At 73.2% G+C, this 20,543-nt stretch carries 14 protein-coding genes; 9 read left to right on the top strand and 5 right to left on the bottom strand.

Annotation, left to right across the window (positions count from 1 at the left end):
* The 6 genes from ACPC54_RS32060 to ACPC54_RS32085 all read left to right on the top strand — a co-directional run.
* A partial coding sequence (locus ACPC54_RS32060; protein ID WP_498969895.1) for a thiamine pyrophosphate-dependent enzyme occupies window positions 1-391 on the top strand: 391 nt, incomplete at its 5' end.
* A 37-nt stretch (window positions 392-428) separates the two neighbouring features.
* Window positions 429-953: an acetolactate synthase small subunit gene (gene ilvN / locus ACPC54_RS32065; RefSeq protein WP_218202005.1), complete on the top strand. Its 525-nt coding sequence runs from the start codon at window positions 429-431 to the stop codon at window positions 951-953.
* Between the two features lie 148 nt (window positions 954-1,101).
* Window positions 1,102-2,100 carry a ketol-acid reductoisomerase gene (gene ilvC, locus ACPC54_RS32070; RefSeq protein ID WP_498969896.1) on the top strand — a complete coding sequence of 333 codons (999 nt, stop codon included), beginning with the start codon at window positions 1,102-1,104 and terminating at the stop codon, window positions 2,098-2,100.
* 246 nt (window positions 2,101-2,346) lie between these two features.
* Window positions 2,347-3,927 (top strand): phosphoglycerate dehydrogenase, encoded by a 1,581-nt coding sequence (gene serA / locus ACPC54_RS32075; protein WP_498969897.1) that lies wholly within the window; start codon window positions 2,347-2,349, stop codon window positions 3,925-3,927.
* 288 nt (window positions 3,928-4,215) lie between these two features.
* On the top strand, window positions 4,216-4,374 hold the full coding sequence (locus tag ACPC54_RS32080; protein WP_498969899.1) for a hypothetical protein: 159 nt from the start codon (window positions 4,216-4,218) through the stop codon (window positions 4,372-4,374).
* A gap of 223 nt (window positions 4,375-4,597) precedes the next feature.
* Window positions 4,598-7,963: a S8 family serine peptidase gene (locus ACPC54_RS32085; protein WP_498969901.1), complete on the top strand. Its 3,366-nt coding sequence runs from the start codon at window positions 4,598-4,600 to the stop codon at window positions 7,961-7,963.
* A gap of 81 nt (window positions 7,964-8,044) precedes the next feature.
* On the opposite strand, the gene ACPC54_RS32090 is transcribed toward ACPC54_RS32085, so the two are convergent.
* Complete coding sequence (locus ACPC54_RS32090) at window positions 8,045-10,540, bottom strand: YfhO family protein (protein ID WP_498969903.1); 2,496 nt, start codon at window positions 10,538-10,540, stop codon at window positions 8,045-8,047.
* A 200-nt stretch (window positions 10,541-10,740) separates the two neighbouring features.
* Here ACPC54_RS32090 and ACPC54_RS32095 point away from each other — a divergent pair, with 200 nt between their 5' ends.
* The 3 genes from ACPC54_RS32095 to cimA all read left to right on the top strand — a co-directional run bounded on the left by ACPC54_RS32095 (window position 10,741) and on the right by cimA (window position 15,074).
* The gene (locus ACPC54_RS32095; RefSeq protein ID WP_498969904.1) at window positions 10,741-11,781 is read left to right on the top strand and encodes a 3-isopropylmalate dehydrogenase; all 1,041 of its coding nucleotides are present in this window, start codon (window positions 10,741-10,743) and stop codon (window positions 11,779-11,781) included.
* Window positions 11,782-11,993: 212 nt separating this feature from the next.
* Entirely contained in the window at window positions 11,994-13,106 is a 1,113-nt protein-coding gene (locus ACPC54_RS32100) for a branched-chain amino acid aminotransferase (protein WP_498969905.1), read from the top strand.
* A 363-nt stretch (window positions 13,107-13,469) separates the two neighbouring features.
* Window positions 13,470-15,074: a citramalate synthase gene (gene cimA, locus ACPC54_RS32105; protein ID WP_498969907.1), complete on the top strand. Its 1,605-nt coding sequence runs from the start codon at window positions 13,470-13,472 to the stop codon at window positions 15,072-15,074.
* Between the two features lie 64 nt (window positions 15,075-15,138).
* Here the strand turns inward: cimA and ACPC54_RS32110 are convergent, their stop codons facing one another.
* The 4 genes from ACPC54_RS32110 to ACPC54_RS32125 form a co-directional block, all read right to left on the bottom strand.
* The gene (locus tag ACPC54_RS32110; protein WP_369183104.1) at window positions 15,139-15,723 is read right to left on the bottom strand and encodes a GTP-binding protein; all 585 of its coding nucleotides are present in this window, start codon (window positions 15,721-15,723) and stop codon (window positions 15,139-15,141) included.
* Window positions 15,704-16,354, bottom strand: a complete 651-nt coding sequence (locus ACPC54_RS32115; RefSeq protein WP_498969909.1) for a DUF742 domain-containing protein — start codon at window positions 16,352-16,354, stop codon at window positions 15,704-15,706. The genes ACPC54_RS32110 and ACPC54_RS32115 overlap by 20 nt, the downstream gene beginning before the upstream one ends.
* Window positions 16,355-16,515: 161 nt before the next feature.
* Window positions 16,516-16,929, bottom strand: a complete 414-nt coding sequence (locus ACPC54_RS32120) for a roadblock/LC7 domain-containing protein (protein WP_030291361.1) — start codon at window positions 16,927-16,929, stop codon at window positions 16,516-16,518.
* Between the two features lie 10 nt (window positions 16,930-16,939).
* The gene (locus ACPC54_RS32125; RefSeq protein WP_498969911.1) at window positions 16,940-20,290 is read right to left on the bottom strand and encodes a sensor histidine kinase; all 3,351 of its coding nucleotides are present in this window, start codon (window positions 20,288-20,290) and stop codon (window positions 16,940-16,942) included.
* Between the last annotated feature and the right edge of the window lie 253 nt (window positions 20,291-20,543).

Raw genomic sequence — 20,543 nt, forward strand, 5'->3', positions numbered from 1 at the left:
CATCCCGATCAAGGTCGCCGTCATCAACAACGGCTCCCTCGGCATGGTCCGCCAGTGGCAGACGCTGTTCTACAACCAGCGCTACTCCAACACCGTGCTGCACTCCGGCCCCGACCACGACGGCATCGAGCCGCCGGCCCAGGGCACCCGCATCCCGGACTTCGTGAAGCTGTCCGAGGCGATGGGCTGCGTCGGCCTGCGCTGCGAGCGCCCCGAGGACCTGGACGCCGTCATCGAGCAGGCGATGGCCATCGACGACCGCCCGGTCGTCATCGACTTCATCGTCCACCAGGACGCCATGGTCTGGCCGATGGTCGCGGCCGGCACCAGCAACGACGAGATCCAGTTCGCCAAGGGCGTCCGGCCCGACTTCGGCGACGACCTCGACTGACCGCCCCTTTCACTCCAGAACGACTGAGGAACGAGACATGTCCAAGCACACCCTCTCCGTCCTGGTCGAGAACAAGCCCGGCGTGCTCGCCCGCATCGCCGCGCTGTTCTCCCGTCGGGGCTTCAACATCGACTCCCTCGCCGTCGGCCCGACCGAGCATCCGGACGTGTCCCGGATGACGATCGTGGTCAACGTCGAGGACCTCCCGCTGGAACAGGTCACCAAGCAGCTCAACAAGCTCGTGAACGTGATAAAGATCGTCGAACTCGACCAGGCCGCTGCGATCCAGCGGGAACTGGTCCTGGTGAAGGTCCGCGCCGACAACGAGACGCGGTCGCAGATCGTCGAGATCGTCCAGCTGTTCCGGGCCAAGACCGTCGACGTGTCGCCCGATGCGGTGACCATCGAGGCCACCGGCAGCTCGGACAAGCTGGAGGCCATGCTCCGGATGCTGGAGCCTTACGGCATCAAGGAGTTGGTCCAGTCCGGCCTGGTCGCCATCGGCCGCGGCGCCCGTTCCATCACGGACCGGTCGCTGCGCGCCCTCGACCGCAGCGCCTGACCGGCGCTGTCTCGCCCGCCCGTCGCCCGCCACCACCCTTCCGAGGGCGCGCCGGCGCGCGGCACCTCTTGAGCAACGACCCACACCCGCGCCGGATCCACCTACGGTGGGAACCCCCGGCAACCACCACGCAAGGAGATGTGCCCCCGTGGCCGAGCTGTTCTACGAAGACGACGCCGACCTGTCCATCATCCAGGGCCGCAAGGTCGCGGTCATCGGCTACGGCAGCCAGGGCCACGCCCACGCGCTGTCCCTGCGCGACTCGGGCGCCGACGTCCGGGTCGGCCTGAAGCCGGAGTCCAAGTCCCGCGCCAAGGCCGAGGAGGCCGGCCTGCGCGTGGTCACCCCGGCCGAGGCCGCCGCCGAGGCCGACGTCATCATGATCCTCGTCCCGGACCCGATCCAGGCCGACGTCTACGAGGCGGACATCGCCCCGCACCTGAAGGCCGGCGACGCGCTGTTCTTCGGCCACGGCCTGAACATCCGCTTCGGCTTCATCAAGCCCCCGGCGGACGTCGACGTCTGCATGGTCGCCCCGAAGGGCCCGGGCCACCTGGTCCGCCGTCAGTACGAGGAGGGCCGCGGCGTCCCGGCGATCGTCGCCGTCGAGCAGGACGCGACCGGCAACGCCTTCGCGCTGGCGCTGTCCTACGCCAAGGGCCTGGGCGCCACCAAGGCCGGCGTCATCAAGACCACCTTCACCGAGGAGACCGAGACCGACCTGTTCGGCGAGCAGGCCGTCCTCTGCGGTGGCACCGCCGCCCTGGTGAAGGCCGGGTTCGAGACCCTGGTCGAGGCCGGCTACCAGCCGGAGATCGCCTACTTCGAGTGCCTGCACGAGCTGAAGCTCATCGTCGACCTGATGTACGAGGGCGGCCTGGAGAAGATGCGCTGGTCGGTCTCCGAGACCGCCGAGTGGGGCGACTACGTCACCGGTCCGCGGATCATCACCGACGCCACCAAGGCCGAGATGAAGAAGGTCCTCGCCGAGATCCAGGACGGCACCTTCGCCAACACCTGGATCGCCGAGTACAAGGCGGGCCTGCCCAAGTACAACGAGTACAAGAAGGCCGACGAGGACCACCTGCTGGAGACCACCGGCAAGAAGCTGCGCTCGCTGATGAGCTGGGTCGACGAGAAGGCCTGAGCTTCTTCGGAGCCCTCCCGGCCCATTTCGCCGAGCTCGAATTCTGCAGGGTCCTTGTACAAGTAGGCTGCTCCCGTCCGGGTGATTTCGCCGGACGGGAGCAGCTCGCTACCCAGCCCGTCGATACACTCCGAGTGCGCGTCAGGCCCACAGCGTCGTGCGTCTACCTACGCGGCATGCCACCTTCCCCCGTCCGCCACGCCACCTACGTGCTCGGGGTGAACCGGACAGTTAAGGAACACTGTCGTGAGCAAATCCGTAGTACTGATCGCCGAAGAGCTGTCGCCCGCCACCGTCGACGCCCTCGGCCCCGACTTCGAGATCCGGCACTGCAACGGCGCCGACCGCACCGAGCTGCTGACCGCGATCGCCGACGTCGACGCGATCCTGATCCGCTCCGCCACCAAGGTCGACTCGGAGGCGCTGGCCGCCGCCCGCAAGCTCAAGGTGGTCGCCCGCGCCGGCGTCGGCCTGGACAACGTGGACGTGGCCGCCGCCACCAAGGCCGGCGTGATGGTCGTCAACGCGCCGACCTCCAACATCGTCACCGCCGCCGAACTCGCCTGCGGCCTGCTGATCTCCGTCGCCCGCAACATCGCGCCGGCCAACGCCGCGCTCAAGCAGGGCGAGTGGAAGCGCAACAAGTACACCGGCGTCGAGCTGAGCGAGAAGACCCTCGGCGTCGTCGGGCTCGGCCGGATCGGCGTCCTGGTCGCCCAGCGGATGTCCGCGTTCGGCATGAAGATCGTCGCGTACGACCCCTACATCCAGGCCGCCCGCGCCGCGCAGATGGGCGTCAAGCTGGTCTCGCTGGAGGAGCTGCTGGAGGTCTCGGACTTCATCACCGTCCACCTCCCCAAGACCCCCGAGACGATCGGCCTGATCGGCGACGAGGCGCTGCACAAGGTCAAGCCGAGCGTCCGGATCGTCAACGCCGCGCGCGGCGGCATCGTCGACGAGGAGGCGCTCGCCGCCGCCCTGCGCGACGGCCGGGTGGCCGGCGCGGGCCTGGACGTGTACGCCAAGGAGCCGTGCACCGACTCCCCGCTGTTCGCCTTCGACAACGTGGTGGCCACCCCGCACCTGGGCGCCTCCACCGACGAGGCGCAGGAGAAGGCCGGCATCGCCGTCGCCAGGTCGGTGCGCCTCGCGCTGGCCGGCGAGCTGGTGCCGGACGCCGTCAACGTCCAGGGCGGCGTGATCGCCGAGGACGTGCGCCCCGGTCTGCCGCTGGCCGAGAAGCTCGGCCGGATCTTCACCGCGCTGGCCGGCGAGGTGGCCGTCCGCCTCGACGTCGAGGTCCGCGGCGAGATCACCCAGCACGACGTGAAGGTGCTCGAACTGTCCGCGCTGAAGGGCGTGTTCGAGGACGTGGTGGCGGAGACGGTGTCCTACGTCAACGCCCCGCTGTTCGCGCAGGAGCGCGGCGTCGAGGTCCGCCTGACCACCTCCAGCGAGAGCCCCGAGCACCGCAACGTGATCACCGTGCGCGGCACCCTCGCGAACGGCGAGGAGATCGCCATCTCCGGCACGCTGGCCGGCCCGAAGCAGACCCAGAAGATCGTCGGCGTGGACGCCTTCGACGTGGACGTCGCGCTCACCGACCACATGGCCTTCTTCAAGTACGAGGACCGCCCCGGCGTGGTCGGCGTGCTCGGCAAGCACCTCGGCGACGCGGGCATCAACATCGCCGGCATGCAGGTCGCCCGCGACGGCGGCAGCGCGCTCGCCTCCATCACGGTGGACAGCGAGATCCCGCAGGACGTGCTGTCGGTGATCGCCGCCGAGATCGGCGCCCGCTTCGCGCGCTCGGTCGACCTGGGCTGATCCTCCCGGCCTCCGCAGGGCCCGTACCGCCGGTCGAACGGCAGTACGGGCCCTGCTGCGTGCTCCCGGGTGACACCCGTCTCAGATACTAGGAAATCCGAGTATTCGTGCAGACACGGCCGGGGCGGGGTCGTACCGTGGAAGAGCCATACGGTGTGCCGCCCCTGTAGCCAGGGCGCGCGGCCCGTGTGTGCGTGCGCTGTCACGAGCGGGCGATCCCCGCTCTCGCGCGTACCCCTCCTCTTCCCTTTCCGCGCCTCCGTGCGCGCCGCTTCCCAGGAGCCCGGTATGCCCACCACCGCCGACCGTCACGTCACCTCCGCCCCCGCCGCCTCCGTCCGCGCCCCGCGCCGCCGCCGGGCCGCCGAACGCAACCCCTTCGCCGCCGACGCGCTGCAGCGCTCGCTCGACCGGCGGGACAACGGTGGGGCGACCGGGCACCGCTGAGCGTTCCTCAGGAGCGGTGACGTTCATCGGAGGACTGGGCCGTCCGGGCGGCCGGACGGTCACTCCGTAGAGTGCAACTCCGCTCCGTCCGAGGGAAGTTGCTCGCCCTGCCCGGCGCGATCATCCTAATTTGGGGCCCCCGGAAGGGTGATCGGCGTCCGCGCGGGCGGGCGTCAGCGACCACGGTGTGCGGATCAGTCCCCCTGCCGGGGGAGAGGGCCCAGTGCTCCTGCCACCCGTCCGCCGTCCGCTCGCCCGGATCGGGCTCACCCTGGCCCTGCTGGCCGGGGCCACCGCTTTCACCGCCGGCCCGGCCGCCGGCGGCCCGCCGAGCGCCGGGCCGCCGGACACCGGCCCCGGCCGCACCACGTCCGTCCTGCTCGAACTCGGCACCGAGGCGGCCGGCCCCGCCTGGCGGCGCGCCGAGGACGGCGCCCGGCGGGCCCGGCGCTCCCCGGACGCCGTCCGCCGGGAGGCCGCCGAGGCCGGCGCCGCCCAGCGGGCCCGGGCCGGGGAGGCGCTGGACCGGTTCGCCGCCGCCGTCCACCGCGCCGCGCCCGCCGCCCGCGAGCTCTACCGCACCCGCACCCTGCTCACCGGCCTCGCCGTCGACGCGCCCGCCGACCGGCTGGCCGCGCTGCGCGCGCTGCCCGGCGTCCGGGCCGTCCACCCGATCGTCAACAAGCAGCGGGACAACGCCTACTCCGTCCCACTCACCGGCGCCCCGCAGGTCTGGGAGGGCGCCGCGGCCCAGGACGGCGGCACCGGCGCGACCGGCGACACCGGCCAGGGCGTGCGGATCGGCATCATCGACAGCGGCATCGACTACACCCACGCCGACTTCGGCGGCCCCGGCACCGAGGAGGCGTTCCGCTCCGTCGAGCGCGGCAAGCCCGCTCCCGCAGCGCTGTTCCCCACCGCCAAGGTGATCGGCGGCAAGGACCTGGTCGGCGACGACTACGACCCCGACCCGTCCTCCCCGCACCACCAGCCCGTCCCGCACCCCAGCGACAACCCGATCGACTGTGCCCGCAACGGGCACGGCACCCACGTCGCCGGTACCGCCGCCGGTCTCGGCGTCACCGCGGACGGCCACCCGTACGGCGGCCCCTACCGGCCCGGGCTCGACCCGGCCGCGTTCAGGGTCGGCCCCGGCGCCGCCCCCGGCGCCCAGCTGTACGCGATCCGGGTGTTCGGCTGCGACGGCTCCACCGACCGGCTCGCCCAGGCCCTCGACCTGGCCGCCGACCCCAACGGCGACGGCGACCTCGGCGACCGCCTCGACGTCGTCAACCTCTCGCTCGGCAGCCGGTTCGGCAGCCCGGACGACGCCGACGCGCTGGCCGTCGACCGGCTCGCCGCGCTCGGCACCGTCGTCGTCGCGGCCGCCGGGAACGAGGGCGACGTGTACGGCGTCGGCGGCAGCCCCGGCACCGCCGCCCGGGCCGTCGCGGTGGCCGCCTCCGTGCACGGGCACTCCGACGTCGACGGCATCACCGTGCTCGCCCCGGACTCGGTCGCCGGCGTCGTCCCCGGCCACTGGAGCGAGCGCTACCAGGGCTGGACCGGCACCGAGGTGAGCGGTGAACTCGCCCTGCCCGCCGACCAGTCGGACGGCTGCGCGGCGTTCAGCGACGCCGACCGGCAGCGGCTCGCCGGGAAGATCGCGGTCCTCACCTGGAACACCCGCGACCCCGACCGGGCCTGCAACTCCGGCCCGCGCGCCGACCACGCCGCCGACGCCGGGGCGATCGGCGCGCTCTACGCCGCCGACACCGACCACCTCGCCGAGATCGCCGGGGACGACCGCGTCCCGGCCGTCCTGCTCGCCCGCGCGGACGGCGAACGGCTCCGGCAGGCCGCGGCCGCCGGGCCCGTCCGGGTCCGGCTGACCGGCCCCGGCAACACGCTGCACGGCTCGGTCTCCCAGCTCCAGCCCGGCCGGGCCGACACCCTCACCGACTTCACCTCGCGCGGCATCGGGGTGCCCGGCGTGGTCAAGCCCGACCTCGCCGCGCCCGGCGAGACCATCTGGTCCGCGCTGGTCGGCAGCGGCACCGGCGGCCAGCGCGAGAACGGCACCTCGATGGCCACCCCGCACGTCACCGGCCTCGCCGCGCTGGTCCGGGCCGCCCACCCGGACTGGCCGGTCGACCAGGTCAAGGCCGCGCTGATGAACACCGCCGCCGACACCCACCTCGGCGACGACCACACCGGGCCGGTCTACGGGCCGGAGCGCGCCGGGGCCGGGCGGGCCCAGGTCGACCGGGCCGTCCGCACGCCCGTCGTCGCCTACGCGGCGGGGGAGGGGGCCGTCGAGGGCGCGGTCGGGGTCTCCTTCGGGCCGGTCGAGGTCGGCGGGCCGACCGAGCTCGGCCGCGAGATCGAGCTCCGCAACCACGGCACCGCGCCGGTGACGTACCGCACCGGGTATGCGGCCGCCACCGAACTCCCGGGCGCCGCCTACCGGGTGAGCCCCGAGCAGGTCGAGGTGCCGGCCGGCGGGACGGCCCGGGTGCGGGTCACGCTGTCCGTCCCCGGCGAGCTGGGCCGCGCCCCCGACCCGACCATCGACACCGTGCAGGGCGGCAAGGCCCGCAGCTACCGGGCCGAACTGTCCGGGCAGGTCCTGCTCAGCCCCGTCACCGACACCGCGCTGCCGCAGCTGCGCGTCCCGGTGTTCGCCGCGCCCCGCCCGGCCACCGACCTCGGCGCCGCCGTCTCCACCCGCACCACCCGGGACGGCACGCTCGTCGCGCTCGCCGGCAGCTCCGAGCCCGGCGACCGGCCCGGCCTGGTCAGCGCCTTCGCCCTCGGCGGCGAGGGCGCCCGCTGGCCCGACTGCCCGCCGAACAGCGGCGCCGCGGTCGGCCCCGGCGCCGGCATCCGGCCCGAGGACGCGGCCGAGGGCCCCGACCAGCCGCAGGACGTCTGCGCCGCACACGCCACCGACCGCGCCGCGAACCTGCGGGCCGTGGGCGCCGCCGCCTCCGCCGACCAGCTGTACGTCGGCGTCCGGCTGTGGGCCCCCAGCGCCACCCCGGTCGGGCTCTACGGCGTGCGGGTCTCGCTGGACACCGACGGCGACGGCGTCACCGACGTCATCCTCAAGGCCGACCGGCTGCGCGGCAGCGACGTCCTGGTCTCCCGCGCCCTCGACGCCCGCACCGGTGCGGAGCTCGACGTCCAGCCGCTCAACGCCCGCTGGGGCGACGCCGACACCGGGCTGCTGGACAGCGACGTCCTCGTGCTGCCCGTCCGGCTGAGCGCCCTGCCCGGCGTGCGGCCCGGCAGCAGCACCGTCCGCTACGGCGTGTGGACCGGCACCGCGTCCTCCGGCAAGCCCGACCCGGCCGAGGCCTACTCCTCGATCGGCCTGCGCGGCACCCGGCCGAACGTGCCGATCGACGTCCTGCACCCGGCGCTCACCGTCCAGGCCGGTCTCGGCGGGCCCACCGCCGTCGCCGAGCCGGCCCAGGCCGGCACCGTCCTCGACGTCCACCGGGCGCCCGGCGACACCTCCCGGCTGCTGCTGCTCCACCACTTCAACCCGGCCGAGCGGCGGGCGGAGGTGGTCGCGCTGCCCTGACGGCCGCGTGAGGGAACGGGCGGCCCGCCGGTGCGACCGGCGGGCCGCCCGCGCGTGCGGGGGCTTGCGGGGAGCGGGGCCTCAGGCCTCGCCCGGGGCCGCCGCCGCGCGGCGGCGTTCGCGGCGCGGCACGTGGGCCGGGCGGCGGCGGGCGAGGCGGTCGAAGATCGCGACCAGGGCGAGCACCGCCGCCGCGCCGGAGGCGACCGTCAGGCCCTCGGTGAGGCCGGACGGGCGGAAGGCGCAGGCCACGCGGGAGGCGCCGCCGCCCAGCGGCACGCCGATCATGCCGAGCACCCGGCCGGGCACCGCGGGGGCGCCGCCGTCCACCGCGCAGGTCCAGCCCTCCGTCGCCGGGACGGACAGCAGCGCGGTGCCGGTGGAGCCCGCCGGCAGCGTCGCGGTCAGGGTGTGCCCGCCGGCCTGGACCCGGGTCGCGCCGGTCGCCGACAGCCGGGCCACGGCCGCCTCCAGCGCGCCCGCCCGCAGGCAGCCGATCGGCCGGGCGGGCACCTGGCTCACCACGTCCGATCGGAGCGTGACCCGGACCACGCCGTCCGCCGGGACCGGCCCCAGCCGGTGGATCGCCACGGCCGTGGTCGGCTGCTCGCCCTCGCTGCGGAAGACGGTGCCCAGCCCGCTCACCTCGCCCCGGTACCAGACCCCGTGGAAGTAGGCCGTCCCGCCCGGCGTGCAGCTCGCCGTGAACACCGTCGCCTCCGCGCCGCCGGGCACCGACCAGCCGCTGGTGCCGTGCAGGGTCGGCGCCGGCCCGCCGGCCGGGACGGGCAGCGGCGCGTCGTACACCTGGCTGCCGAGCAGCGACTCCTGCCGCGACCACACCGAGGAGGTGTCCGGCCGGGCCCCCGGCGCCAGCACGGTCACCAGCGGCGGCGCGGCCGCCCGGCCCGGGGTGAAGCCCAGCGGGGGCGGGCCGTCGTCCAGGTGCGCGCGGACGGCGAACAGCGCCTGCCCCACCGGGTCGGTGACGCTGGCGGTCTGCCGCCCGCCGGCCGTCCAGCCCGCGCCCAGGTCGTGCAGCAGCTGGGCGGTGACGGTCGGCAGGGAGCCGCTGAAGTAGCCGCCGCCCTGGCCGGCCAGCAGCAGCGGGTCGTTGCTGGTGAAGGCGTGCGGGCCCGGGTCGCTGCGCCCGAGCGGCCAGTCGTCGGCGCCCCGCACCGCCGCGTGCCCGGCCCGGACGGCCGCCGGGGAGGCGCCGCCCGCCGGCGCCGGGGCCGCGCCGATCGCCGCGTACCCGGACCAGACGGCGTTGCCGAGCACCGCGCCGCCGACCACCCAGGTGGCGACGGCGTTCACCCGGCGGTCGGTGTGCCGGAGGTCCAGTGCCCACAGCGCGGCCAGCAGCACCGTGCCGGCGGCGCCGAGCAGCGCCCAGGTGGAGGCGGGCACCGAGTGCCGGGTCGCCGCCAGCACGGCGATCACCGCGACCACCCCCGCGCCGCCCAGCAGGGTCAGCCGGTCCGGCCGGTGCGCCAGCGACACCCAGCCGGCCAGCACGAGCAGCCCGCTCAGCACGAACGCCACCCGGTACGGCCCGCCGGCCGGGATCGCCAGGCCGTGCCAGACCAGCACGGTCGGCGTCCAGAGGAAGGTCAGCACCACCAGCACCAGCGCCGCGCACCACACCGCCCGCTCCCGGGCCCGCACCCGGCGGTTGAACGGCAGCCCGCACACCAGGAGCAGCCCCAGCACCCCGATCGCCACGTCCGGCAGCGGCCGGCCGCCGTGCGTCGGCGGCAGCAGCTGGGCCAGGTGCGCGCTCACCCCGGTCGGGCCGAGCGGCTGCACCGGGGACTCCGGCTGGGCGCCGCGGGCCGCCCGGACCGCGACGAACAGCACCGGGGCGGCGAGCAGCACGCCGGTGGTCACCATCGTCACCGCCCGGCCGGTCGCCCGGACCCGGTGCCGGAACGGCCGCGGCGTCGCGAACAGCCGGACGGCGAACAGGAGTCCGGCCACCAGGGTGGCCAGCGCGGCGGTGTACAGGTTGCCCGCCCAGGCGAGCGTCACGCACAGCGAACCCGCCGCCCAGCGGCGCTCGCGCAGGCACCAGTCACCGGCCAGCCCGAGCAGCGGCAGCGACACCAGGCCCCACAACCACATCGGCGCCGCCCCGCCGACGTCCAGCACCCAGGCGCACAGCCCGTACCCGAGCGCGGCGAGCGCCCGCAGCCACCGCGGGCCGGGGTGCACGCGGCCCAGCAGGTGGGCCATCAGGGCGGTGGCCAGGCCGATGGTGGCCAGCACGACCAGGAAGACGGCGAGTCGCCCCTGGTCGCGGGGGAGGAGCGCGGTGAGCCAGGAGAACGGGTTCATCAGGTAGGCGAAGAAGTCCGCCAGGAACGGGGCGCCGTAGCCGCTGTTCCAGTTGAACAGCAGGTCCCCGGAGGCCCGCCCGTGCAGCAGGTCCCACAGGTGCGCGTGGAACGGCACCGCGACCTCCCCCGCCCCGGCCGGCCACCGCCCGGTCAGCCCCGCCGCCAGCGCGTACCCGCCCGCCGCCAGCCCGGCCGCACCCCCGCAGACCAGCACCTCCCGCCGCCGATCGGATCTCAATCCACGCGCCCCGTTCTGCGAGTTCTCCCCAACCTCGCCACCCTAAGCGCGCCCCCGGCGCACCCCTGGTCACCCGCGCTCCCTCGAACGAGTGGCGTCGGGGAAGGCCGGCCGTTCCCGGTGGGGATCGTCCTGACCTGGCGCGTCCGAATGATGGACGCCAGGTGTCAGCCCATGGGACGCCGCAGTAAGGTCCGAGCATGTCTCGCACCATTCGTCTCGCAGTAGTCCCGGGTGACGGCATCGGCCAGGAAGTGGTGGCCGAGGGCCTGAAGGTCCTGGGCGCCGTGCTTCCCGCCGACGTGAAGCTGGAGACCACCGAGTACGACCTCGGGGCCCGGCGCTACCACCGGACCGGGGAGACGCTGCCGGACGACGTGCTGGCGGAGCTCAAGTCGCACGACGCGATCCTGCTGGGCGCCATCGGGGACCCGAGCGTGCCGTCCGGAGTGCTGGAGCGGGGGCTGCTGCTCAAGCTGCGGTTCGCCTTCGACCACCACATCAACCTGCGGCCGGGCCGGCTGTTCCCCGGGGTGGCGTCGCCGCTGGCGGGGCAGCCGGAGATCGACTTCGTGGTCGTCCGCGAGGGCACCGAGGGCCCGTACGTCGGCAACGGCGGCACGCTGCGCGCCGGGACGCCGCAGGAGGTGGCCACCGAGGTCAGCCTCAACACGGCGTTCGGCATCGAGCGCGTGGTCCGGGACGCCTACCGGCGGGCCCAGGCGCGGCCGCGCAAGAAGCTGACCCTGGTGCACAAGAACAACGTGCTGGTGCACGCCGGGCACCTGTGGACGCGGATCTTCGCCGAGGTCGGCCGGGAGTTCCCCGAGGTCACCACCGACTACCTGCACGTCGACGCGGCGACGATCTTCTTCGTCACCCAGCCGGAGCGCTTCGACGTCATCGTCACCGACAACCTGTTCGGCGACATCCTGACCGACCTGGCGGCCGCCGTCACCGGCGGGATCGGCCTGGCCGCGAGCGGCAACATCAACCCCGGCGGCGAGTTCCCGTCCATGTTCGAGCCGGTGCACGGCTCGGCCCCGGACATCGCCGGCCAGGGCAAGGCGGACCCGACCGCCACCGTGCTCTCCGTCGCCATGCTGCTGGAGCACCTCGGCTTCGCCGCCGAGGCCGCGCGGGTGGAGGCCGCCGTCGCGGCGGACCTCGCCGGACGCACGGACGCCCCGCGCAGCACCGCCCAGGTCGGCGACGCGCTCGCCGCCCGAGTATCCGGCTGAGGGGGCCGGCACCGACAAAGGTTCCGGCCCCCGGGCCGGACCGTATAACGGCAGCTTGCAGCGCTCCAAGGAGCGGGCAACTGTTCGGCGCGGCCCTCTGGATGCGAGTATCGACAGTGGGCCGTGCCGTCGTGCCTCCGTTCCGGGTTCCCCACCGGAACGGGGTGGTGGCGGTGGCGGCCCGAACCAACCCCACGGTGAAGGAAACAGCCATGAGCACGCCCACCCAGGCGCCCATCACGTTCGACCTCAAGCCCTCCGCGCACCCGCTGTCCGCAACGGAGCGCGAGGCGCGGCTGATCAACCCCGGCTTCGGCCGCGTCTTCACCGACCACATGGTCACGATCCGCTGGACGGAGGGCCGCGGCTGGCACGACGCCCAGCTGGTCCCGTACGCGCCGGTGGAGATGGACCCGGCGAACATGACCCTGCACTACGGCCAGGCGATCTTCGAGGGCCTCAAGGCCTACCGCCAGCAGGACGGCTCGATCTCCACCTTCCGCCCGGAGGCCAACGCCCTGCGCTTCCAGGCCTCCGCCCGCCGCCTGGCGATGCCGGAGCTGCCGGTCGAGGCGTTCGTCGAGGCCGTCGAGCTGCTGGTCACCCAGGAGCAGGAGTGGGTGCCGAACGAGCCCGAGCAGAGCCTGTACCTGCGGCCGTTCATGTTCGCCACCGAGGTCGGCCTGGGCGTGCGCCCGTCGAACTCCTACCTCTTCATGATCATCGCCTCGCCGGCCGGCGCCTACTTCCCGGGCGGCGTCAAGCCGGTCTCGGTGTGGCTGTCCAAGGAGTACGTCCGGGCCGCGCCCGGCGGCACCGGCGCCGCCAAGTGCGCGGGCAACTACGCCGCCTCGCTGGTCGCCCAGGCCGAGGCCGCGGGCAAGGGCTGCGACCAGGTGGTCTGGCTCGACGCCGCCGAGCACCGGTGGGTCGAGGAGATGGGCGGCATGAACCTGTACTTCGTCTTCGGCGAGGGCAAGGACGCGAAGATCGTCACCCCGGAGCTGTCCGGCGCGCTGCTGCCCGGCATCACCCGCGACTCGCTGCTGCGCCTGGCCTCGGACCTCGGCTACGCCGTCGAGGAGCGCCGGATCTCCACCGAGGAGTGGCAGCAGGGCAACGCGGACGGCACCCTCACCGAGGTGTTCGCCTGCGGCACCGCCGCCGTCATCACCCCCGTCGGCTCGGTGAAGTCGGCGGCCGCGGACTGGACGGTCGGCACCGGCGAGCCCGGCCCGGTCACCATGGAGCTGCGCCGCGCCCTGCTCGCCATCCAGGGCGGCGAGCGGCCGGACACCCACGGCTGGCTGCACAAGATCGTCTGATCCCGGGAACGCCCGCCACCCCCTCCGGCCTGCGCCGTTTCGCATCGCGAGACGCGCGGGCCGGATCGTGGAGGGTGTGCCAGACTGCCAGCGTGTCCTCGCTTTCGCTGATGATTAGCAGCAGGCGCGCCGGTCCGCAGTGACCGCTCCCGCAGGACCCGATGCGGAGCGACCACCAGCGTCCAGACCCGCGCGCAGACCTCTCGCACCCGCGAGGGGTCTTTTTGTTTCCCCGGACCGGCCGAGAGCCCCCACGAAGGGCTCGGGGACACCGGGGCCGCGCGCGGGATGCTGGACAGTGGAGCCGGGACGAAGAATCCGGCAGAGCAGTACGAACCTCCCCGAAACGGAGAACCAGAGGTCATGACCGAGGTCAGCCGTACCGACGACAGTTTCCACGTCTTCGACACCACCCTGCGCGACGGCGCCCAGCGCGAGGGCATCAACCTGACGGTGGCGGACAAGCTGGCCATCGCCCGGCACCTGGACGACTTCGGGGTGGGCTTCATCGAGGGCGGCTGGCCCGGGGCGAACCCGCGCGACACCGAGTTCTTCGCCCGCGCCGCCGCCGAACTGGAGCTGAAGCAGGCGCAGCTGGTGGCCTTCGGCGCCACTCGCCGGGCCGGCGGCAAGGCGGCCGAGGACCCGCAGCTGGCGGCGCTGGTCTCCTCCGGTGCCCCGGTGGTCACCCTGGTCGCCAAGGCGCACGACCGGCACGTCGAGCTGGCGCTGCGCACCACGCTGGACGAGAACCTGGAGATGATCCGGGACAGCGTCGAGTTCCTGCGCTCCCAGGGCCGGCGGGTGTTCATCGACTGCGAGCACTTCTTCGACGGCTACCGGGCGAACCGCGAGTACGCCCTCGCGGTGGTCCGCACCGCGCACCGGGCGGGCGCGGACGTGGTGGTGCTGTGCGACACCAACGGCGGGATGCTGCCGGCCGGCGTGCGGGAGACCGTCGCGGACGTGCTGGCCGCGACCGGCGCCCGGCTCGGCATGCACGCCCAGGACGACACGGGCTGCGCGGTGGCCAACACCCTGGCCGCGGTGGACGCCGGCGCGACCCACGTACAGTGCACGGCGAACGGCTACGGGGAGCGGGTCGGCAACGCCAACCTGTTCCCGGTGGTCGGCGCGCTGGAGCTGAAGTACGACCGCCGGGTGCTGCCGGCCGGCCGGCTGGCCGAGATGACCCGGATCTCGCACGCGATCGCCGAACTGGTCAACCTGGCGCCGTCCACCCACCAGCCGTACGTCGGCTACTCGGCCTTCGCGCACAAGGCGGGCCTGCACGCCTCCGCGATCAAGGTCGACCCGGACCTCTACCAGCACACCGACCCCGAGCTGGTCGGCAACACCATGCGGATGCTGGTCTCCGACATGGCCGGCCGGGCCTCGGTCGAGCTCAAGGGCAAGGAGCTCGGCTACGACCTGTCCACCGACCGGGACCTCGCGGGCCGGGTGGTGGCCCGGGTCAAGGAGCAGGAGAGCCACGGCTACACCTACGAGTCCGCGGACGCCTCCTTCGAGCTGCTGCTGCGCGACGAGGTGCGCGGCAGCCGGGACCGCTTCTACACCCTGGAGTCCTGGCGGACCATCAGCGAGCAGGGCCCGAAGGGCTTCACGGGCAACGAGGCGACGGTCAAGCTGTGGGCCAAGGGCGAGCGCCGGATCGCCACCGGCGAGGGCAACGGCCCGGTCAACGCGCTGGACCAGGCGCTGCGGACGGCCCTGGAGGGGATCTACCCGCCGCTGGCCGGCTTCGAGTTGGTGGACTACAAGGTCCGCATCCTGGAGGGGCAGCACGGCACCGGATCGAAGACCCGGGTGCTGATCGAGTCGACCGACGGCACCGCGACCTGGTCCACGGTCGGCGTGGCGGACAACGTGATCGCCGCCTCCTGGCTGGCGCTTGAGGACGCGTACACCTACGGCCTGATCCGCGCCGGCCTGGAGCCCGCCGAGTAGCGGCCCCGAACCCGCCCGCGGCCCCCACGACTTGGCGAAGTCGTGGAGGCCGCAAACGGGTTCGTCAGCGGAGTCGGGCCAGGAGGGCGTGTTCGACGAGGGTGATGAGGGCGCTCTTGGCGCTGTCGCGGCGGCGCGCGTCGAGCGTGATGACCGGGGTGTCGGCGCCGAGTTGGAGGGCTTCGCGGACCTCGTCGGGGGTGTGGGGCTGGTGTCCGTCGAAGCCGTTGAGGGCGACGACGAAGGGCAGTCCGCTGTTCTCGAAGTAGTCGAGGGCGGGGAAGCAGTCGGCGAGGCGGCGGGTGTCGACGAGGACGATGGCTCCGATGGCGCCTCGGACGAGGTCGTCCCACATGAACCAGAAGCGGTCCTGTCCGGGGGTGCCGAAGAGGTAGAGGATGAGGTCTTCGTCGAGGGTGATGCGGCCGAAGTCCATGGCGACGGTGGTGGTCGTCTTGCCGGAGACGTGGCTGATGTCGTCGATGCCGGCGGAGGCCGAGGTCATGACGGCTTCGGTTCGCAGGGGGTTGATCTCGGAGACGGCGCCGACGAGCGTGGTCTTGCCGACACCGAAACCGCCCGCGATGACGATCTTCGCGGAGGTGGTGGCGCGGGTGGGGGCGGCCGCGTTAGAGCTTGCGAAGTCCACTGAGGACCCTTTCGAGCAGCGTGACGTCGGGCTGGTTTCCGGATTCGCCCCCGGATGCGGGCTGGTGGATGGCGACCAGGCCGGCTTCGGCGAGGTCGGCGACGAGGATGCGGGCCACTCCCAGCGGGAGGGAGAGCAGGGCCGACACCTCCGCGACGGACTTGACCTCCGTGCACAGCGTGCAGATCCGCTGGTGCTCGGGGAGCAGGGTGGCGAGGCGCTGCGGGTCGACGTCGGCGGAGACCAGGGCCTCCAGCGCGAGTTCGTAGCGCGGCCGGGTGCGGCCTCCGGTCATCGCGAACGGCCGGATGAGCGGGCCGGCGTCCGGCTCGTCGTCGAACTCCTCGACGTGGCCTGGCTGCTGGGCCGGCTGCCGGTAGCCGGGCGCCGGGGCCGGGTAACCGGGGGCCGGGGCGCCGTGGCCGGGCTGCGGCGGGCCGAACTGCTCGTAGTGGCCGTACTGCTGGTGCTGGCCGTACTGCTCCTGCGGCATGCCGTAGGGCGCCTGGGGCTGCCCGTACTGGTGCCGGTCGTATCGCTGACCGTGGCCGGCGCCCGGGGCTCCGAAGGCGTCATGGCCTGTGCCGTACGGAATCCCGTATTGGCCGCTGCGGTCGTCGGGCGGTGTCACGGTTCCTCTCCTCACAGGGTGCGGCGGTGCGGTGCAGGCTCCGGGCGTGGTCCGGAGCCGGTGGTGCGAAGGCCGTACAACGCCCGAACCCGAGCCCGCCGAAGCGGGCCCGGGACGGGCGCGGAGGTGCTTCGAATACCTGGACGGTATCCGACGAACCGTCAGTGCAGGAGACTGCCCTGGAGTTCTGCGCGGAGTGCGGGGGTGAGGACGGCGCCGGCGCGGTCGACGAGCAGGGCCATCTCGTAGCCGACGAGGCCGATGTCGGAGTCGGGTGCGGCGAGGACGGCGAGGGCGGAGCCGTCGCTGATGGCCATCAGGAAGAGGAAGCCTCGTTCCATCTCGACGACGGTCTGGTTGACCTCGCCACCCTCGAAGATCCGGCTGGCGCCGGAGGTGAGGGAGGTGAGGCCGGAGGCAACGGCGGCGAGCTGGTCGGCGCGGTCCCGGGGGAAGCCCTCGGACATGCACAGCAGGAGGCCGTCGGCGGAGACCACCACGGTGTGGGACACCCCGGGGGTGTTGTCCACGAAATTGGTGATCAGCCAGTTCAGGTTCTGTGCGGCCTGGCTCATCTGGGTCAACTCAACGCTCCTGGTGGTTCGAGCCGCCGAAGAGATCGGTGCTGCGGTTCTGTCCGTTGCCGGACTGGTCTACCTGATCGGGGTCGATCCGGAAGCTTCCGGTGTTGCCGACGCTGCGGCCCTGCTCCACGCCGCGGCGCAGGTTGGTGAGACGGCCGCGGACCTCCTCCGGGTTGCGGGAGACCGCCGGCCCGTCCATCGGGGTGGGCTTGGCGTTCCCGGGCACCAGGTTCTGCTTGGGCACGCGCCGCGGCAGTCCGGAGTCGGTGGTGCCGCTGGAGCTGGGCTCGCGCAGCTGCTCGGCCCGCTGCCAGTCGCCGTCGTTGGGCGACTGCCAGGGGGAGGTGGTCGGGCCGGTCGGGCCGTATCCACCGAGGGCCGACACGTCGTGGCCGCCGCGCGGCTCCTGGACGGCCGAGGTGTCCTTGGCGCCCGCGAACCAGTTCGGACCGTCGCCGGACGGGACGGCACCGGCCGGCGCGGAGCCGAGGCCCCCGCCCGCCAGCTGCTGGCCGGGGCGGCGCTGCGGCAGCCCGGACGGCAGGGTGGTGGTGGGCTCGGCGGCCGGCAGGGCGGGCGGCTCCGGGGTGTACGGGTGGCCGGCCGGGGCTTCCTGGGCCTGGTGACCGTACTGGTCCTGGCCGTTGTAGCCGTCCTGCTGGTAGCCGCCCTGGTCGTAGCCGTACTGGTCGTCCGCGCTGTACCGATCGTCCGCGTAGGCGGCGTTCTGGTCGTAGCCCTGCTGCTGCGGGTACGGGTCGTAGCCGTCCTGGGCGTAGCCGCCCTGGTCGTAGCCGTACTGGTCGTCCGCGTAGGCGGGCTGCTGCTGGAAGCCCTGCGGGGCGTACGGGTCGTAGCCCTGCTGGTAGTCCTCCTCGACCTCGGCGTCGAGCACCGGGTCGTGCGGGCCGCTCTCCAGGGCCGCACGGCGGACCTGGTCGAGGCGCTGGGAGCGCTGGACGGCCTCCAGGGCCGGGCTGAACCCGCTGGAGCCGGCGTTGCCGCTGCCCGTGAGGTGGTCGTCGAAGCCCAGCTCGGCGGCGCTGCGGGCGCGGTTGTCCTGGGGCCACTGGGCGGTCGGCTCCTGGTCGGCGAAGATCCGGGAGACGGTGAACTGCTCCTCCGGCTCCGGGGCCGGGCCGGACTGGGTGACGAACGGCGGGAGCATGACCAGCGAGGTGGTGCCGGCCGACTCGCCGGAGGGGCGGAGCTGGACGCGGATGTCGTGCCGCTGGGACAGCCGGCCGACCACGAACAGGCCCATGCGGCGGGAGATGGTGGCGTCGACCGTGGGCGGGTCGGCCAGCTTCTCGTTGATCTCGGCGAAGTCGTCGGCGGTGAGGCCGATGCCCTTGTCGTGGATCTCGACCAGCACCCGGCCGTCCGGCAGGCGGGTGGCGTTGACCAGCACCCGGGTCTGCGGGCTGGAGAACGAGGTGGCGTTCTCCAGCAGCTCGGCGAGCAGGTGGACGAGGTCGGTCACGGCGCCGCCGACGACCTCGACCTCCGGGATGCCGGAGAGCTCGACGCGCTCGTACTGCTCCACCTCGGACGCGGCGGCGCGGAGCACGTCGACCAGCGGGACCGGGGTGTTCCAGCGGCGGCCGGCCTCCTCGCCCGCGAGGACGAGCAGGTTCTCACCGTTGCGGCGCATACGGGTGGCGAGGTGGTCCAGCTTGAAGAGGTTCTCCAGCTGGTCCGGGTCGGCCTCGTTGTTCTCCAGGTCGGTGATCAGCGCCAGCTGGCGCTGGATCAGGCTCTGGCTGCGGCGCGACAGGTTGGTGAAGATCGCGTTGACGTTGCCTCGCAGCAGCGCCTGCTCGGCGGCGAGTTCGACGGCCTGCCGGTGGACCTGGTCGAAGGCCCGGGCGACCTCGCCGATCTCGTCCTTGCCGTGCAGCGGGATCGGGGTCACCGAGGTGTCGACCCGGTCCGGGTCGGTCTTGGAGAGCTTCTCGACCAGGTCCGGCAGGCGGTGGTCGGCGATCTCCAGGGCGGCGTTGCGCAGGGTCCGCATGCCGAGGACCATCGAGCGGGCGACGTAGCCGGTCATCACACCGGCCAGGACGAGCGCGACGAGGACGATGCCGGAGTTCAGGATGGCGTCGTAGAGCGCGTTGTCCTTGAGGTCGCGGGAGTCCTTGAGGACGTCGTTGAGCAGCGCGACTTCGGTGTTCCGCAGGGCCTGGATGTGGGTGTTGGCGGCCTGGTTCCAGTTGTCCGGCGTCAGGCCGGCGTTCTTGACCTCGGCGAACGCGGCGTCGGCCGCGGCCTTGCCGTTCCCCTGGCCGATGGCGGCGGCCTCGGCGTACTTGGCGGCGATCGCCAGCAGGCTCTGCATGGTCGGCGCGGAGCCGTTGGGCATCTTGTAGGCCGAGCGGTCCTGGGAGGTGTCCAGGGCGACCTGCGCGTCCGAGTACTTGCGGGCGTCCTCGGGGGCGCTACCGGTGTTGAACTCGTTGAGCGAGACCTGTTCCAGCTTCTCCGACACCAGGATCTGCTGGGTCATGTCCTGGTTCTCGTACCGCGTGGTCGTGCCCTGCGAGGCGCCGATCAGGATGCTCAGCATCAGCGAGCGCTCGGACGAGGCGGCGGCCTTGGCCAGGGACATCGCGTAGATCGCGCGGCCCTTGCTGGTGGCGTTGGAGGAGCCGTTGCCGACCGAGTTGTCGTAGGCCAGCAGCGGCGAGAACATCGTCGAGTACGCGTTCGCGGTGGCGCTGGCGAACAGCTCGCCGCTGTAGGCGACGGACCGCAGGTGCGGGAGGTCCCCGACGAGGACCTGGAAGGCCTCGTGGCGGCGCGGCAGCTCGCCGGACTTGTCGGAGGCCGCGTAGGCGGCGTTGTACGCCTTCAGGGCGGCGTCCGTGTCCGCGCGGCGCTTGGCGACCTCGCCGTTCGGGTCCTGCTTGGTCATCAGGGGTATCAGGGTCTTGTCACGCTCGTTCTCGAGCGCCTCGGCGAGCTCGGTGGCCGCCTTGGCGAGCTCGGCGGTCTTCTCGGCCCGGGAGGCCTTGATGAAGCCGTCGATCGAGGTGTTCACGCGGAGACCACCGAAGACGATGCTGATGATCACGGGGATCAGCAGGATCGCGATCAGGCGGGTCGGCACGCGCCAGTTGCGCGGGCGGAGGAAGTCGTAGCGGCCGGCGCCGTCGTCGCCCTGTGCCTGCGGGCCGCCGGTCCGGAGTTCCTTCGGCTTGGCCGCGGGGTCCGGTGCGGGCGCGGTCTGGCCGCGCTCCTCGGCGGGGGTGAACGCGGAGAATCCGGCCGGGGCCGCTGCGCTACCGTTCGGCTCGCTCTGGCGGGGCTCGGAGCGCCGCTGCGGGGCGGGTTGCTGCTTACGCCTCACTCGACAACTACCTCTCGGCCGTCTGACGGCCATGGATCAATCCAGCGCTACCCCCGTGCCCCGTGCCCGGCGCCGGGTGCGGGCCGACACGAGAACGACAGGGGTAGCTGGAATTTCAGCACGTGCGGGGATACGGGACAAACAGCCGCCGGTCCGGGCACGCGTCGGCACAATACGGACATTCATCGACATGACGGCGCAAAACCGTGGTGATCTGGCGCTGAACGGCGCTGATTAGCCACACTGAGTCATT

The organism is Kitasatospora sp. NPDC094028, assembly GCF_049543595.1.
Classification (GTDB): Bacteria; Actinomycetota; Actinomycetes; order Streptomycetales; family Streptomycetaceae; genus Kitasatospora.

Coding starts and splice junctions, on each gene's coding strand:
- ilvN (WP_218202005.1), top strand. CDS start 429: ATGTCCAAGCACACCCTCTCCGTCCTGGTCGAGAACAAGCCCGGCGTG.
- ACPC54_RS32080 (WP_498969899.1), top strand. CDS start 4,216: ATGCCCACCACCGCCGACCGTCACGTCACCTCCGCCCCCGCCGCCTCC.
- ACPC54_RS32095 (WP_498969904.1), top strand. CDS start 10,741: ATGTCTCGCACCATTCGTCTCGCAGTAGTCCCGGGTGACGGCATCGGC.
- ACPC54_RS32100 (WP_498969905.1), top strand. CDS start 11,994: ATGAGCACGCCCACCCAGGCGCCCATCACGTTCGACCTCAAGCCCTCC.
- cimA (WP_498969907.1), top strand. CDS start 13,470: ATGACCGAGGTCAGCCGTACCGACGACAGTTTCCACGTCTTCGACACC.
- ACPC54_RS32120 (WP_030291361.1), bottom strand. CDS start 16,929: ATGAGCCAGGCCGCACAGAACCTGAACTGGCTGATCACCAATTTCGTG.